The 14,287-nt window shown below is 70.5% G+C and carries 12 protein-coding genes; 4 read left to right on the forward strand and 8 right to left on the reverse strand.

Annotation, left to right across the window (positions count from 1 at the left end; all coding sequences use genetic code 11):
• Nucleotides 1-53: 53 nt before the first annotated feature.
• The 4 genes from ACTWQE_RS26390 to ACTWQE_RS26405 all read right to left on the reverse strand — a co-directional run bounded on the left by ACTWQE_RS26390 (nt 54) and on the right by ACTWQE_RS26405 (nt 4,939).
• Complete coding sequence (locus ACTWQE_RS26390) at nt 54-698, reverse strand: LutC/YkgG family protein (RefSeq protein WP_443331552.1); 645 nt, start codon at nt 696-698, stop codon at nt 54-56.
• The gene (locus ACTWQE_RS26395) at nt 695-2,143 is read right to left on the reverse strand and encodes a LutB/LldF family L-lactate oxidation iron-sulfur protein (protein WP_443331553.1); all 1,449 of its coding nucleotides are present in this window, start codon (nt 2,141-2,143) and stop codon (nt 695-697) included. Before ACTWQE_RS26395 ends, ACTWQE_RS26390 begins: the two co-directional genes overlap by 4 nt.
• Nucleotides 2,140-2,940 carry a (Fe-S)-binding protein gene (locus ACTWQE_RS26400; protein WP_443331554.1) on the reverse strand — a complete coding sequence of 267 codons (801 nt, stop codon included), beginning with the start codon at nt 2,938-2,940 and terminating at the stop codon, nt 2,140-2,142. The genes ACTWQE_RS26395 and ACTWQE_RS26400 overlap by 4 nt, the downstream gene beginning before the upstream one ends.
• A 277-nt stretch (nt 2,941-3,217) precedes the next feature.
• Complete coding sequence (locus ACTWQE_RS26405; protein WP_443331555.1) at nt 3,218-4,939, reverse strand: L-lactate permease; 1,722 nt, start codon at nt 4,937-4,939, stop codon at nt 3,218-3,220.
• A gap of 203 nt (nt 4,940-5,142) precedes the next feature.
• Between ACTWQE_RS26405 and ACTWQE_RS26410 the strand changes: the two genes are divergently transcribed.
• Complete coding sequence (locus ACTWQE_RS26410; RefSeq protein WP_443331556.1) at nt 5,143-5,883, forward strand: FadR/GntR family transcriptional regulator; 741 nt, start codon at nt 5,143-5,145, stop codon at nt 5,881-5,883.
• A 110-nt stretch (nt 5,884-5,993) separates the two neighbouring features.
• On the opposite strand, the gene ACTWQE_RS26415 is transcribed toward ACTWQE_RS26410, so the two are convergent.
• Together ACTWQE_RS26415 and ACTWQE_RS26420 are read right to left on the reverse strand one after the other, a co-directional pair.
• A complete protein-coding gene (locus ACTWQE_RS26415; RefSeq protein WP_443331557.1) occupies nt 5,994-6,152 on the reverse strand; it encodes a DUF7196 family protein in 159 nt (52 codons plus the stop codon).
• A 371-nt stretch (nt 6,153-6,523) separates the two neighbouring features.
• Nucleotides 6,524-6,811, reverse strand: a complete 288-nt coding sequence (locus ACTWQE_RS26420) for a hypothetical protein (RefSeq protein ID WP_443331558.1) — start codon at nt 6,809-6,811, stop codon at nt 6,524-6,526.
• 374 nt (nt 6,812-7,185) lie between these two features.
• Here ACTWQE_RS26420 and ACTWQE_RS26425 point away from each other — a divergent pair, with 374 nt between their 5' ends.
• Nucleotides 7,186-8,913, forward strand: a complete 1,728-nt coding sequence (locus ACTWQE_RS26425; protein WP_443331559.1) for a PKD domain-containing protein — start codon at nt 7,186-7,188, stop codon at nt 8,911-8,913.
• A 108-nt stretch (nt 8,914-9,021) separates the two neighbouring features.
• On the opposite strand, the gene ACTWQE_RS26430 is transcribed toward ACTWQE_RS26425, so the two are convergent.
• Nucleotides 9,022-9,936, reverse strand: coding sequence for an SGNH/GDSL hydrolase family protein (locus ACTWQE_RS26430; protein ID WP_443331560.1), 915 nt, complete (start codon nt 9,934-9,936; stop codon nt 9,022-9,024).
• Nucleotides 9,937-10,788: 852 nt separating this feature from the next.
• On the opposite strand from ACTWQE_RS26430, the gene ACTWQE_RS26435 reads away from it, so the two are divergent.
• Nucleotides 10,789-11,679 carry an RNA polymerase sigma factor gene (locus ACTWQE_RS26435; RefSeq protein ID WP_443331561.1) on the forward strand — a complete coding sequence of 297 codons (891 nt, stop codon included), beginning with the start codon at nt 10,789-10,791 and terminating at the stop codon, nt 11,677-11,679.
• A complete protein-coding gene (locus tag ACTWQE_RS26440) occupies nt 11,679-13,397 on the forward strand; it encodes a M48 family metallopeptidase (protein ID WP_443331562.1) in 1,719 nt (572 codons plus the stop codon). The genes ACTWQE_RS26435 and ACTWQE_RS26440 overlap by 1 nt, the downstream gene beginning before the upstream one ends.
• Before the next feature lie 208 nt (nt 13,398-13,605).
• On the opposite strand, the gene ACTWQE_RS26445 is transcribed toward ACTWQE_RS26440, so the two are convergent.
• Complete coding sequence (locus ACTWQE_RS26445; RefSeq protein WP_443331563.1) at nt 13,606-14,070, reverse strand: hypothetical protein; 465 nt, start codon at nt 14,068-14,070, stop codon at nt 13,606-13,608.
• Between the last annotated feature and the right edge of the window lie 217 nt (nt 14,071-14,287).

Here is a 14,287-nt window from a genome sequence, read left to right on the forward strand (position 1 = left end):
GGGCGGTCCGTGGCCGCGGGGCCGGGTCCGCCACCTGGCGGGCCGGGCGGGCATCACCGCAGAATGATCACCTCCAGCGTCCGCGGTCCGTGCACGCCCTCCACCCGGTCCAGTTCGATGTCGCTGGTCGCCGAGGGTCCGGAGATGAGAGTCAGCGGCCGGGCCGGGTCCAGCCGGTCGAGGGCTTCGGGTACGGAGGCGACGATCTGCTCGGCCCGCACCACGCAGAGGTGGTAGTCCGGTACGAGTGTCAGGGCCCGGCGCCCCTGCCCTCGGCCGCCGTCGAGGACGAGGGTGCCGGTGGACGCGATGGCGGTGGCGGCGGTGGTGACCACGGCGTCGGCGACGTCCAGTTCGCCGACGGACAACGGCGGTTCGTCGTGGAGCACGTCCAGTCCGGACGGCCGGGCGCACCACTCCTCGGGCAGGCCCGGCGGTATCACCACCCGACGGGCACCACGGGCGGTGAGGGCACCGGCCACGGCCGGGGCGGTGTCCTCGTAGTCCTCCAGCCGCACCGACGCCCCGTAGTCGGACAGTCGTTCGGCCAGCATGGCGATGGCTTCCGCCGACCCGGGGGCCGGGGTCCCACCCCTCATGTAACGCCGGGCCACGGGTACGTCCTCGGGGCGTTCGCTGTCCGGCACGTCCGTCAGCGCTCGGCGTATACGGCTCAGGATCTCTTCACGGCCGCTCATCGGTGCGTCCTCCTCCACCAGTCGCGAAAGCTCTCGCGCGCCGGTGCCGGCGCGTCTCTGGCATCGGTCCATGCCGCCATCGGACCGGGCAGCCGGCCGATGCGGCCACGCCGGGAGACCAGCCGTCCGGCGGCGGCCGCGGCACGCTGCGCGACCACCAGCCGCGAGGGGGCGGAGAGCACCCAGCGCGCGGCGGTCATCGCCATCCGCTCCGGGGTGGGCACCCGTCGCTCGCGGGATGCGTCGACCACCCGGGCCCGCAGATGGACGAGCACCTCCGGAATGTTGATCTTGACGGGGCAGACCTCGTAGCAGGCTCCGCACAATGTCGAGGCGTAGGGCAGCGAGCGGTCCACCGCCGACTCGGTGCCCCGCAGCTGGGGGCTGAGGATGGCGCCGATCGGCCCCGGGTAGACCGATCCGTAGGCGTGGCCGCCGGCCCGCTCGTACACCGGGCAGACGTTCAGACAGGCCGAGCAGCGGATGCAGTTCAATGCCTGCCGGCCGACCTCATCGGCGAGTGTGTCGGTGCGGCCGCCGTCCAGAAGGACCAGATGGAACGCCCGCGGTCCGTCGCCGCCGTCCGCGGTGCCGGTCCAGGTGGAGGTGTAGGGGTTCATCCGCTCCCCCGTGGAGGACCGGGGCAGTGACTGCAGGAAGACCTCCAGGTCCTGCCACGTCGGTACGACCTTCTCGATGCCGACCACGGAGATGAGCGTCTCGGGAAGGGTGAGGCACATCCTCCCGTTGCCCTCGGACTCCACTACGACGGCGGTTCCGGTCTCGGCCACCAGGAAGTTGGCTCCGGAGATGCCGACCTTCGCGGAGAGGAACTTCTCTCGCAGGTGCCGGCGAGCCGCCTCGGCCAGCCGGCGGGGGTCATCGGTCAGATCACCGGGTGCGGCGACGCCGTGCCGGGCCATCTCCCGGAGGAAGATCTCCTTGATCTCCGCACGGTTGCGGTGGATGGCCGGCACCAGGATGTGCGAGGGCCGGTCCTGGCCGAGCTGGACGATGAGCTCGGCCAGGTCCGTCTCGTAGGCCGCGACGCCCGCTTCCGCCAGCGCCTCGTTCAGACCGATCTCCTGCGTGGCCATCGACTTGACCTTGACCACCTCCGTTTCGCCGGTGGCGTGGACCAGGTCGACGACGATCCGGTTGGCCTCCTCGGCGTCGCGGGCCCAGTGCACCCGGCCGCCCGCGGCGGTCACGCGCTCCTCCAGTTGGATGAGATAGCGGTCCAGATGGCGCAAGGTGCGTTCCTTGATCGCCCGCCCCGCCTCGCGAAGTTCCTCCCAGTCGTGCAGTTCGCCGACGGCCTCGGCCCGCTTCCCCCGGATGGTGTGGGTGGCGTGGGTGAGGTTGCGGCGCAGCTGTGTGTCGGCCAGGGAGCGGCCTGCCGCCTCGGGAAAGGCGGGCATGCCCAGGTAGGTGGAGTTCGTCATCGCGGATTCCCCACTCGGGTGGCGCACCGGGGCGGCTGAGCGGGCTGGGGCCGCTCCGGCAGCGGGGTTTCCTCGGTCGCTGCCAGAATCTCGGCCAGGTGCAGCGTGCGGACTCCGGTGCGCAGCCGGGACAGCGCGCCCCCGATGTGCATGAGGCAGGAGTTGTCACCGGCGCACAGCACCTCCGCTCCGGTGTCCAGCACATGCCGGACCTTGTCCGCGCACATCGCGATCGAGGTGTCGGCGTTCTTCAGCGCGAAGGTTCCGCCGAATCCGCAGCACTCGGTGGCCGAGGGGAGTTCGACCAGGTCGATGCCGCGCACCGCGCGCAGCAGGGCCAGCGGCCGGTCGCCCACGCCGAGCATCCGCAGCGAGTGGCAGGTGGGGTGGTACGTGACCCGGTGGGGGAAGTACGCCCCGACATCGGTCACTCGCAGGACGTCGACGAGGAATTCGGAGAGCTCGTAGACCTTCGGCGCGGCTTGTACGGCCGCGGAGAGCCGTGGGTCCTTGCCGGCGTGCGAGGCCACCGTGGAGTGGTGGTCGCGCACCATGGCCGCGCACGACCCGGAAGGCGTCACGACCGCGTCGTAGCCGGCGAAGACCTCGGTGAACCGGCGTACGAGGGGCACGCACTCCTTCTGGTATCCGGTGTTGAAGTGCATCTGCCCGCAACACGTCTGTTCCCGGGGGAAGTCGACCGTGCAGCCGAGCCGCTCCAGCAGTGTGACCACGGCCTGTCCGGTGGCCGGGAACAGGGTGTCGTTGAAGCAGGTGATGAACAGTGCGGTCCGCATGGTTCCTTCCTTGGGCGGTGGGCACGGTCGGGACGGGCCGGGGGCCTGTCCGACAGGAGCCCGGGTAGAGCCAGGTGTCGCATCAGCCAAGGGCTTGCCCGGTGGCGAGGTGACGTGGTGCGGTCAGCTGCAAGGCGCCGGATCGGCCTCGTAGTGGGCCTGCTCGGCCGATCCGGAACCGCGGCTGGGGGCTCTCCCCCGGACTCCGGCCGGGGGAGGCAGCCGGGGGAGGCCGTGCCAGGGGCGGCGACGGGGGTGCGCCTTCGCTGATGCGGCTCTAGGGCAGCATCCAGGCGAGGACGTTGGACTGCAGGAAGACCAGCAGACAGATGGCCACCAGCAGCAGCAGGCTCCATTTGATGGCACCGCGGAACAACTCGGATTCCCGGCCGACCATGCCGACCGCGGTGGCGGCGATGGTGAGGTTCTGCGGGCTGATCATCTTGCCGACGACGCCACCGGAGGTGTTCGCCGCGACGAGAAGCGTGGGATCGAGTCCGGCCTTGTGTGCGGCGGCCTGCTGGAGGGTGGCGAACAGGGCGTTGGCCGAGGTGTCCGAGCCGGTGACGGCGGTCCCGAGCCAGCCGAGAATGGGTGAGAGGAACGCGAAGGCCGCACCCGTACCGGCAATCCAGGAACCGATGGTGATGGTCTGGCCGGACAGGTTCATCACATAGGCGAGGGCGAGTACGGAGGCGACGGTGAGCAGGGCCCAGCGCAGCTTCGCCACTGTGGCGCCGAACTCCCTGACGGCCGATGCCGGGCTCACGCGGTAGACGACGGCGACCATGACACCCGACAGCAGGAGGAGCGTGCCGGGCGAGGAGAGCCACGGGAAGGTGTAGACGCTGGTGGTCGAAAGCTTCCCGGCGGCGGTGAGCACCTCCCCGTCGAGCCCCGGCCACGGGATCATGGCGTCCCTGGCGGCGAGGAACTCCTTGATCGGCGTCCACAGCTTGGCGATGGAGAAGACCGCGATGACCAGGAGGTAGGGCAGGAAGGCCATGAAGGTGCGGTGGCCGCTGCGCTCGTCCGCGGTCGCGCCGCCGCCCGGCGCCGGCCGGGTGCGCGTGGTCGTGGCCGGGCCGCTGCCGCTGCGGGCCGCGGCCGCCGTACCGGTGCCGGGGGTGTTCTTCTCTCCGTCCGCGGCGACGCCGGGCAGGTCGGCCCTGGCCTCGTCACCGCCGCGGGGCTGCCAGACGCGGAGGAAGAGCACGACCGCCGCCAGGGCGGCGAGTGAGGCGAGGATGTCGGTGAGCTCCACCGAGATGACGTTGGCGCTGAGGAACTGGACGAAGGCGAACACGGCGCCGCAGACCAGGGCGACCGGCCAGGTCTGCCGTACCCCGCGCCGGCCGTCGACGAGAATCACCAGCAGCAGCGGGACGAACAGGGCGAGCAGAGGCGTCTGCCGCCCCACATAGGCACCGATGTCGGTGTAGGGGATCTTGGTGAGGTTCCCCGCCGTGATGATCGGGATCGCGATGGCGCCGAAGGCGACGGGCGCGGTGTTGGCGACGAGCACGGTGATCGCCGCGCGTACGGGGGCGAAGCCGAGCGCCATGAGCATGACGCCGGTGATGGCCACCGGGGCGCCGAATCCCGCGAGCGCCTCCAGCAGGCCGCCGAAGCAGAACGCGATGATCACCGCTTGAATGCGCGGATCATCACTGATCAGGTTGAAGGCACGGCGAAGGTCCTCGAATCTGCCACTGACGACGGTGAGTTGGTAGACCCAGATCGCGGTGACGACGATCCACATGATCGGGAAGAGACCGAAGGCCGCTCCCTCGCTCGCGGACAGCAGCGCCAGATCGGCTGGCATGCCAAAACCGACGATCGCCACGACGAGAGCTACGCCGAGGGATGCCAGCCCGGCCACATGGGCCTTCAGCCGCAACCCGCCGAGCAGCACGAACAAGGTGAGCAGCGGCAGGGCTGCGACGAGCGCGGAGAGGGGGAGGCTGTCCGCAACCGGGGAGAGATCGGGCTGATACATGTGCCACTCCGTTGGAGCTTGGTCAGACCATAGCTTGGACGGTTCACACGCTAAGCAGTGACGAGCCGGGGTGTCCAGAGGTCGGCTGGAAAGAATTGGTCTGACCAAAACCCCGAAGGTAAGATCGAGGAGGATTCACGCACGGGGGACCCGCTCCGCGCGGGCGACGCGACCGGTTCGATCAGAGGGTGAAGGGGCTTTCCATGGCTGACGCGACGGCCTGGGAGCCGGTACCCCGCTCCCGCACCTTCGAGCTGGTCCTCGCCCGGATCGAGGAGCAGATCCTCGCGGGAAATCTGCGCGTCGGTGACCGCCTGCCCCCGGAACGCGAGCTGGTCGAGCTGCTCGGAGTCAGCCGGGCAGCCGTCCGGGAGGCTCTGCGCGTGCTGGAGGCGCAGGGGGTACTGCGGTCCCGCGTGGGCACCGGCCCCGCCTCGGGCAGCGTGATCGCGGCAATGCCCAGCGCCGGCCTCACCCAGTTGCTGCGCCTGCATATGGCGCTGGCGAACTTCCCCCTGTCCGACGTGGTGGAGGCGCGAGCCACGCTGGAGCGGTCCAGTGCCCGGCTGGCCGCGGAACGCGCCGGCGACGAGGATCGCGCCCGGATGCGCGATCCGCTGTCCCGCATGGACGACGCGGATCTGCCCCTCGAGGCGTTCAACGACTATGACACCGCGTTCCATGTCGCGATCGCCGAGGCCGGGGGCAACCGCCTCATGGCGGATATGACGATCGCCGTGCGCAGCGCCGTACGGCAGACCCTCCTCGCGGCATTCCATGAGTTCGAGGACTGGAACACCGTGGCCGACCGGCTGCGCGCCGAGCACCACGCCATTTACGACGCCATCGCCGCGGGGGACGCCGAACGCGCGGGCGACCTGGTGGAAGCGCATATCCGCCGCTTCCACCAGGACATCATCCACGCGGCGCCTCAGACGACCTGACCTTCAGCAGATGCGGGCGACTGCGCGATGCGGTTCCACGCAGGCCGTCGGCGCCACTCGGCACCATCGGGCCTGTCGGGGTCACATCGGGCCCATCAAGGCCGTCGGGCCTATTGGGTGACGGCCGTGATGGTGCCGACGCTGCCCGCCCGTTTGTTGGCCGCGTCGGCCTCTTCCCATGTGCGGTACTGGCGAACGACACCGTTCGGCAGGGTCAGCCGGTAGACGGTGACCGCTTGGCGGGCGCGCCCGCCGCAATTGCATCCCATGACCACTTCTCCTTCGATCCCGGCCACCGTGGCGGCCGCCTTGCCGGTCGGGTGCCGGCCCCTTCGCTGATGAGGCGCCCGAGCCGTACGGCCCCCGGAGAGCCGCGGCTTACGTCTGCCGCTCATTGACGATGTGTCAGGCAAAAGCGCTGTGGTGCTTCCGGCGGAGTCGCCGTCATGAAGAAGGACCGCGGGCGGTTCGACACTCGATGAGGAACGACGCCCAGGTGCGCGCCCCCGGTCAGGTCCGGGGACACCCGTACTCGATTTTTCCCCTTCGGAATGCCAGTGACACGCATACCGGTTTTTTCATATCATCCGGCCCTTACTGAGCAGAGCCGGTCGGCGGGCATCCTCCGGCCCCACGGGTCTCAGTCGAGCCAACTCGAGGCCAGTCCGGTGAGATAGGACAAGGTCAGGACCATGGCGGCGCCTTGGAACCAGAGCGTGTCCCCGATCCAGTAGGCAAGCGGCACGACGGCGGCGGCGACCCAGATGCTGGTGCACCAGCTACAGGTGACCAGATAGGCCGGTCTGGAATCGTCACCGAAGCGGCCTGCCGCCCAGGAACGGATCCCCTCCGCGAGAAGGTCCTTCGTTATAAATCGTGTAATGCGACAACTGATCCCGAGTGAGAGGAAAAACACCACAAGATTCATGGAAATCATGGTAAGGCGAAGACGCCGTATCCGACCCGGAGTTGGCCGCCCCGCTCACGACCCTCGGGCGGAGCCCACGCCTCGGCGACACATCCTCAAGGTGCCGAGATTGTGGCCACTCGAACGAACCCGGTGAGCGACCGTGCCACTACCGGGGGTAAGTGGCGATCGTCACGGCCGTACCGAGGGTTCCCGTCCGTCACGGTGGTCCAGGATGTTCGAGCGGCGTTCTTATGGCGTTCGTATGTCATGTACAGGTCTATCGCAGGAGGCGTGGTGTGAGAGCCGCACGGTTACGTTCGGGAAGTCGGTCGCGGTGGGGCGTCCGTCGGTTCTCGGCCCGGCCCGGTCGTGGCAGATGGAGACCGGTCGCGTTGGTCCCGGTTCTGCTCGCTGCGCTGCTGACAGGCACGGCCGCGCTGTCCGGTACCGCCGACGCCGTCGGGTGGGACAGGGCATACCCACTGATTCTCGATGTGGATCTGACCCCGAACCCGTCGTGCCACCGCGCGGTGCACGGGCGGGTGACGGTGTATCACCCCCACGGCGCGAAGCGCGGTGCGGACGTGGAGTGGCGGGTACGGGCGGGGAAGGCACGTCTGGCCGGGGGCACGGTCGCCATGAGCGGCTCCGTGGCCGTGGCCGAGTTCAGCGTCCCCTACGAGAAGGTGCCTTCGGCCGCCGCCGTGACGGTCGACGCTCGCGTGCTGAACAGCTCCGCGGACGGTGGGCCGGAGAGCTTCGGCAAGCCCTGGCGGGACCGGATCAGCCGTGGCTGCGACCCGGTGCGGGTGGCGGCGGTCGGCGATTCCGTCGTCTGGGGCCAAGGACTGGAGCACGACCAGAAGTTCTCCCATCTCACGGGTGAACTCCTCGGCCGGGTAACCGGGCGCGGGCACCAGCTCGCCGACTACTCCATCTCCGGCGCGGTGCTCGACGCTCCCGAGCTCCCCGCCGGAAACGACGACGCCGCCTGTCTCGAGCGCAAGGAGAAGCAGGACCCCGACGGGGACGGCGAGATGGAGTTCGGTGAGGTCACCCAGCAGATGCCGGATGTCTTCTGCCAGCTCGAGCGCGCCGGGGCCCAGGCACGGGCCGACGGGTACGGTCTCGACCTGGTGATTCTCAATGGGTGCATCAACGACCTGGATCCGTTTCTCGGTATCGCCGTGGGTCTGACACCGGGCTCGGAGAAGCTCCCCGAGGCAGTGGACCGTGAATGCTCGGGCATCGGTGCCGCTCCCGAGAATCCGGCCAAGGACGTTCCGTATTTCAGCGGCGCCAAGGTCGGCTACGGAGGCCGGGGTATCCGGGCGGCCATCGAGAAGGCACACTCCCTGCCGGGCCGTCCGAAAGTGATCGTGGCCGACTTCTACTACGCCTTGAGCCGTGCCAGCTCTCCGCTCCCGGCCACGCGGTGCTCAGTGCCCGGGCTCGCCGGGTCCGGGCCGGCCAGGTGCAGGGGCGCCCTGGGACAAGCGGCGGAGCGGTACGAGGACTACACCCGGCTCGCCAACGCTGCCTACCGTGAAGCGGCCGAGGCGGCCAACGCGGCATCCACGGACGGCGCCTACGCCGTGGCGGCCGACGGTCTGTTCACTGTGGACAACGCCCTCCTCGGCCCGGAATCCACGCTCTGGGAAAACCCGTTCACCGATCCGGGGTACGCCCTGCGCAAGTCCGCCTGCCCGGAACTGAGTGCGACACCGGTCCAGTGCCTGTCGGCGGCCGTCGCGCACCCGGACATCGACGGCGCACGGCAGTACGCCGACGGCTTCCTGCTGAACCCGCGGGTCCGCGACTGGTTCGGCCTCCCGCCCACCGGGCCCACCGCATCGTTCACGGTGAAGGGGAACGCACAACCGGCGGGATCGGACGTGCACTTCACCGCAGTCCGGCCCAGCGGGACCCCGGAGCCCGGGGACCGCTACGCGTGGTACTTCGGCGACGGCACGAAGCAGGAGACCGACGAGCCGGTCACGACGCACGTCTACGACCGCCCGGGGTCGTATCTGCCACGCCTGGTCGTGGTCGGCCGCCACGGACACCGTAGTCCGGCGGAGGCATCCGCTCCCCTCGAAGTGGTCGCACCGCCCGAATGAACCCTGGCGTCGAACGGGGACGGCCGGCCCGGGCCCAGGTGCGGCGGCACCGCACCATGGGCCGGCCGCCCTCCGCCGGGGCGGCGGCCCGGCCGTCTCTCCTCCGCATCACCGGCGGGCCGCCAGGTAGCCGGTGACGGTCGCGGCGATGGCCCTGCTGTAGCGGAGGACACCGGGAGACGGCACGGTGCAGCCGCGTGATGCGGCACCGACCGGCGCAAGGCAGTAGTGCAGAGCGTCGTCGTCCCGGTGCAGCCGGGTCACGCCGCCGTAGGACTGAGGATCGGTGCAGTACGCGGGGTGGGCCCGCTCGTAGGCGTCACAGGGCAGGTGCTGGGTCCAGGCGTAGCGGTCGTGGGGAAGGTTGTCGTAGGGGTAGGCGGCCATGCTCACCTCGCGGCCCGCGTCCGAGACCAGATCCCCGGAGGATGCCGCCTGCATCTCATAGATCCCGTTGATCCGGCGGGTCCGGTCCGCCTGGAAGGCGTCCGGGCCCTGCAGCACCCAGACCATCTTCGGGCGGGCGGCGCCGACGGCCCGGGCGGCCCCCGCGATCTGGTCCGTCACGGCCTCGGCGTCGGCGCGGTAGCGGGCGAAGTAGTCGGGTGTTCCGGCGTGGACCCCGTGCATACAGGGAGTGAAGTCCCAGGCGTTGCCCCAGAATTGAAGAACGACCACGCTCGGCCGGAGCGAGCGCACCAGGGCGGCCGCCTTGTCCTGGGGCGGCACGAACGACGACTCGGGCCTGCCCTCCAGATAGTCACAGAGTGTCATCCCGGAGTACGGCACGCTGGTGTAGTCCGCCGGTCCCCCGGCCCTGATCCCCTCCCCCACCGTGTCCTGGCTCTCGGTGGCGATCGAGTCGCCGAGGTAGAGGACACGCGGAATGCCGGAGCCCGCTGCCGAGGGCTGGGCGGGGACGGCTGTTTCCGGCGTACGGGCCGGGGCGGGCGTCGCGTTCCCGCCGCCCAGCGCGACGAGCGCCAGCCCGGCGAACAGCGCCCGTACGCCCCGGCTCCTCATACGGTTGTCCCCCCTGCTCCCCCGGCTGAATGGGGCTGCTGGCGGCCGCCCGGCCCGTGAAGGTCCCGGGCGCCCGAAGACCTTATTCCTTGAAGGTCTGGTGCCTTGAAAGCCTGGTCGCTGAAGACCTGGGCCATGAAAGCCTGAGCCATGAAGACGTGAGCCATGAAAGCTAGGGGCCATGAAGGTACGGGCCGTCGGCCCCGGTGTCCTACGGTCAGCGGACCGCTGCGGCGCTGCCTTGTCCAGACCCTTAGGGGCCGTTGACCCGCGGTGAGCCGACATTGGCGGATTCTTGGCTGTGCGGACAGGGGTTCGTGCAGGATGCCGGGTCCGCCCCCGGACATCGACTCGCTGCAGGGACCGGGGTGTTCACCGTCTCTGCTCGCACCCTGACACCCGAGGTCACCGGCGGACCCTGCGAGGGTCCGCGGGCGTGGTTGCGCCCGGGTGATGGCCTTTTGCGGGCGGGGCATCAGGGGCGTCGGGACGGTCGCGGTCAAGAATCTTCCGGCCGTCGGTCAACCATGCGCCGTTCCGGGGCTGTTATCTCTCGATCGGGGCCGGCAAGGGCCGGCCGCCGCGGGAAGAAAGCGGGTTCCCCATGCCGGATCCGGTGGTGGCGGGCATATTGCTGGGCAGCATCAGGATGGCGTACTGGCTGGCTCTCCACTGCATGGCGGTCGCCCGGGAAAGAACACGGGGACGTGCGGTCGAGGCCCTCGTACGCGCAGCCGGGCCGGGCTCCACCGTGCTGGACCGCCGTACGGACGGAAGCCTGACAGCCGTATATCCGGCCCCCCGGCGGACGCCACGGCGTCCGTCGGCGGCCGCTGAGGGGGAGCAGCCGAGATGAGCGGTGACACCGGGCGGCAGCCGCCCGCGACCGAGGACTTCGACGACTTCTTCGGCCGGACCTGGCCCTCCATGATGGCTCGGGCAGTCATGATGAGCGGCCACCGGCAGACCGCCGAGGACGCCGTACAGGACGCCTATACCGAGGCCCTGCGGAACTGGCACCGCATCGCCGCCTATCAGTCGCCCGAGGCGTGGGTGTACAAGGTGATGACGCAACGGGTGTGGGCCGCAAGCCGTCGCGGCAGACGGCAACTGCCGCTGGGGCTCGATGTACCGGGCCCCGCGACCGCACCGGTCGAGCGTACGGCAGAGGTGCGGGAGACACTCGGGGCGCTCGCCGCCCTTCCCCCGGCCCAGCGGGCCGCCGTCGTGCTGCACTGCCTCGAGGGACTGACGCAGGAGGAGACGGCGCAGCGGCTCGGGGTCACCCGCGGTACGGTCGCCGCGAGCATTCACAAGGCGAGACGCACCCTCGCCCGGATTCTGGGTCTGGCGGAGGAGCGTGGCACCGCCGACCAGCAGCTGGTGTCCGCACTGCGAGGCGCCCCCGGCCGCCCCGTGGTACCGGCTGACCGGCTCACCGGCCGGCTGCGGGCAGCCGAGGGGTGGTTGCGGGACGGCTGGGCGTACGAGGCGGAGACGGGGCGGCGGCTGGAGGCGGAGGTCCGGCGCCGGACGGACGAGACGATAATCCGGCGCCGGGCCGACGCCGACGCCGACACTGACGCCGACGCCGACACTGACGCCGACGCCGACGCCGACGCTGATGCCGACGGGCGCACCGGTCGGCGAGCGCGCCGCCTCGGATGGCTGCGACGGGGCGCGCGAGGCTCATCGGGGCATCGGCGGCGCGGCGGGGCCGAGGGCGACGGGGCGGCGCTGTGATGCCGGCCCTACGGGCTGCGCTGGCGCTGGCCCTGCTCGTCGGCTTCTACGCGATGATCACGGTGCTGGTGCTGTTCGACCTTTTCCTGATCCTGGCACCGTTCCTGTTCGCTCCTGACAGCGGGGAACAGCGCTTCACCAATGGCTCGCACTCCTTTGTCCTCGCGCTGGGCAGCGTTCCTGTGCTGATCGCCATCGCGCGCGGGGTGGCGGAGGTGAGCCGTCCCGCTCCGGTGGAAAAGCACGCCGTCCGGGTCTCCGCCCGGAGAGCTCCCGCGCTGTGGCGGATGGTCCGTGACGTGGCCTGCCAAGTGGGCGTACGACCACCGGACAGCCTGCTCCTGACCCCGGAACCGAACGCGGCCGTGACGGAGGACGGGCCGATGCTGGGGTTGGGTCCGGGACGGCGGCGGCTGTATCTGGGGCTGCCGCTGATGATGTGTCTCACGCGGGATCAGCTCCGTGCGGTGCTCGGCCATGAATTCGGGCATTACGCTCGGCGCCACACCTGGTTCGGTGCGCTGGTGCACCGGTGCGCCGCGGCGATGGGGACGACTCTGGACCGGCTGCGCCACCAGCCGGCCCCGCGCAACGCGTACTCGTATCTGGTCGGCGGGATGCTCCGTGTGTACGTCCGGGTGTTCGACAGTCTGACCTTCGCGGTCCGGCGGCGCCAGGAGCTGGAGGCGGACAGCGCGGCAGCGGCTGTCGCCGGGCACGAGGTGACGGTGGAAGCCCTGCGTCGCGCGTACGGGACCGGGCCGGCGTGGCGGCAGTTCACCGACGAGTGGCTGCTGCCCGCCGCCGCGCGAGGCCTGTATCCCGACGATCCGTTCCGGGCCTTCCGGTATCTGTTGGATGACGTGAGCGAAGCAGGGACACCCCATCTGTCCTCGCATGTGTCGAACGGGCCCGGTAGGCGGGGCGGTGCGGCCGGACAGGGCGATCCCGGTGAGCAGGGCGGTCCCGGTGAGCAGGGCGGTCCGGGCGGTCGCGGGCGAGCGGTCGGAGCCGGTCGCCGGGATGCCCATCCGCCGCTGGCCGCCCGGCTGGAACGACTGGCCGGGCTCCGCGCACCGGCGGGCAGCGATGACGGCGTACGGGCGTACGGGCTCCTGCCCGCGGACACGGAACCGATGGTCAGGAAACTGAGGGAGGGAGGTGTTTCGTCGCCGCCGGTGCCCTGGCGGAGTTGGCTGGAGGCGGCCGCCGGGAACCGGCCGATGGGTCCGCGTCAGCCGGAGCCCGTTGATCCGGCGGCACCCGCTCCGGCGCCGGACGCCCCGAGCGCCGGGGTCTCCCTGCACATCGCCCCGCTGGTCGATCAGGCGGCGGTGGAGGAAGGACGGAGGATCCGGTCCCTCAGCCTGACCGTGGGCGGGATCATGCTCGTGGTGATCCTCGGTGCCGTGATCCTGGCACCCGGTGAGCGTCCCTACGAACCGCCGGGCGGGGCCCGGTGCACCGTCGGTACGAACGGGACGTTGGCGTGCCCGGGGCCGGCGGGGCTGCCGACGGACCGCCCCGGGGGCTGGTCGACCGTACCGGATCTCCCGGCACCGACTGGCTCAGCCTTCGTACCGGGTCTCCCCGCACCCACCGGATCAGCCTTCGTACCGGAACCCGGCTTCGGAGATCGCTTGTCCCCGGAGCCGCTCCCCACTTCTGTCGTCTCCGGTCCGGAGCTCCGGGCACCGGCGGGCGACGGACCCGGCTGATCCTCCTGCCGGGCCTGCGGACGGTTCCCCGGAAGGGGCGCGGTGGACTGGCGTGCGGATTCCGGGGAACGCGCAGGAGCGAGCGGATCGGCGTCGTCACCTGCCGTCCGGGGCGCGAACCGGTGTCCTCGAATCGTCGTGCGGGGGGCATCAGCATGGTTCTCTGCCGCCCGGCGGGTCGGAGTCGTTCTCTGCGGCGCCAAGGCGGTCAGCATCGTCTCCTGCGGCGTGAGAGCGGTGAACGTCGTCTTCTGCGGCGCCGGGGCAGACCATCGACGATCATGGACAGTCCGATGCCGACCAGCCACTCGTCCTTGGCGAGGGCGATCCCCTGCTCGGTGGGGCGCAGACTGCCTTCCCGCCGCATGCCGGGAGTGCGCAGGTACAAGCCGACCAGCCCGCCCGAGAAGGCGGTCAGGCCCGCGCCCGCGACCGCGGTGGGCACCACGGGCAGCAGCAACGCCGAGCCGAGCACGATCTCGGCGGTGGAGAGCAGCTTGACGAAGCGCTGGGGCTCCAGTCTGCCCAGGAACGGGTAGGTGGTGGTGGCGAAGCCGTGCAACTGCTCCGCCGCCGACTGGTCCGCACCACGTTTGCTCAGACCGGAGTTGAGGAGGAAAGCTCCGGTGGTGATCCGGAGCGGCAGTTGCCGGGCCAAAGAATGTACGTCCATGAGAGGCCTCCTGACGGGATGCCGACGAACGCCGCTTCCCCCTCCGGGACCATGCCGGTCGCACCACCCGCCCCACGGCCGCGAGGAACACCGCCCGACGAACGCCGTTACGGAAGCGGCCACGAGCGCCGTTACGGAAGCGGTGGCCGCTGGCGTCCTGTTCCGGTGCCCGCTCCCGAGCCGTGTCCGGGCGAAGCCGAAGCGCCGCGTTTCCAGC

The organism is Streptomyces sp. 8N706 (assembly GCF_052245415.1).
Classification (GTDB): Bacteria; Actinomycetota; Actinomycetes; order Streptomycetales; family Streptomycetaceae; genus Streptomyces.

What these genes read in the sequence shown, in the direction of transcription:
- ACTWQE_RS26415 (WP_443331557.1), bottom strand. Translation starts at nt 6,152, where the DNA reads ATGGGATGCAATTGCGGCGGGCGCGCCCGCCAAGCGGTCACCGTCTAC.
- ACTWQE_RS26445 (WP_443331563.1), bottom strand. Translation starts at nt 14,070, where the DNA reads ATGGACGTACATTCTTTGGCCCGGCAACTGCCGCTCCGGATCACCACC.
- ACTWQE_RS26440 (WP_443331562.1), top strand. Translation starts at nt 11,679, where the DNA reads ATGCCGGCCCTACGGGCTGCGCTGGCGCTGGCCCTGCTCGTCGGCTTC.
- ACTWQE_RS26420 (WP_443331558.1), bottom strand. Translation starts at nt 6,811, where the DNA reads ATGAATCTTGTGGTGTTTTTCCTCTCACTCGGGATCAGTTGTCGCATT.
- ACTWQE_RS26400 (WP_443331554.1), bottom strand. Translation starts at nt 2,940, where the DNA reads ATGCGGACCGCACTGTTCATCACCTGCTTCAACGACACCCTGTTCCCG.
- ACTWQE_RS26395 (WP_443331553.1), bottom strand. Translation starts at nt 2,143, where the DNA reads ATGACGAACTCCACCTACCTGGGCATGCCCGCCTTTCCCGAGGCGGCA.
- ACTWQE_RS26435 (WP_443331561.1), top strand. Translation starts at nt 10,789, where the DNA reads ATGAGCGGTGACACCGGGCGGCAGCCGCCCGCGACCGAGGACTTCGAC.
- ACTWQE_RS26430 (WP_443331560.1), bottom strand. Translation starts at nt 9,936, where the DNA reads ATGAGGAGCCGGGGCGTACGGGCGCTGTTCGCCGGGCTGGCGCTCGTC.
- ACTWQE_RS26410 (WP_443331556.1), top strand. Translation starts at nt 5,143, where the DNA reads ATGGCTGACGCGACGGCCTGGGAGCCGGTACCCCGCTCCCGCACCTTC.
- ACTWQE_RS26405 (WP_443331555.1), bottom strand. Translation starts at nt 4,939, where the DNA reads ATGTATCAGCCCGATCTCTCCCCGGTTGCGGACAGCCTCCCCCTCTCC.
- ACTWQE_RS26390 (WP_443331552.1), bottom strand. Translation starts at nt 698, where the DNA reads ATGAGCGGCCGTGAAGAGATCCTGAGCCGTATACGCCGAGCGCTGACG.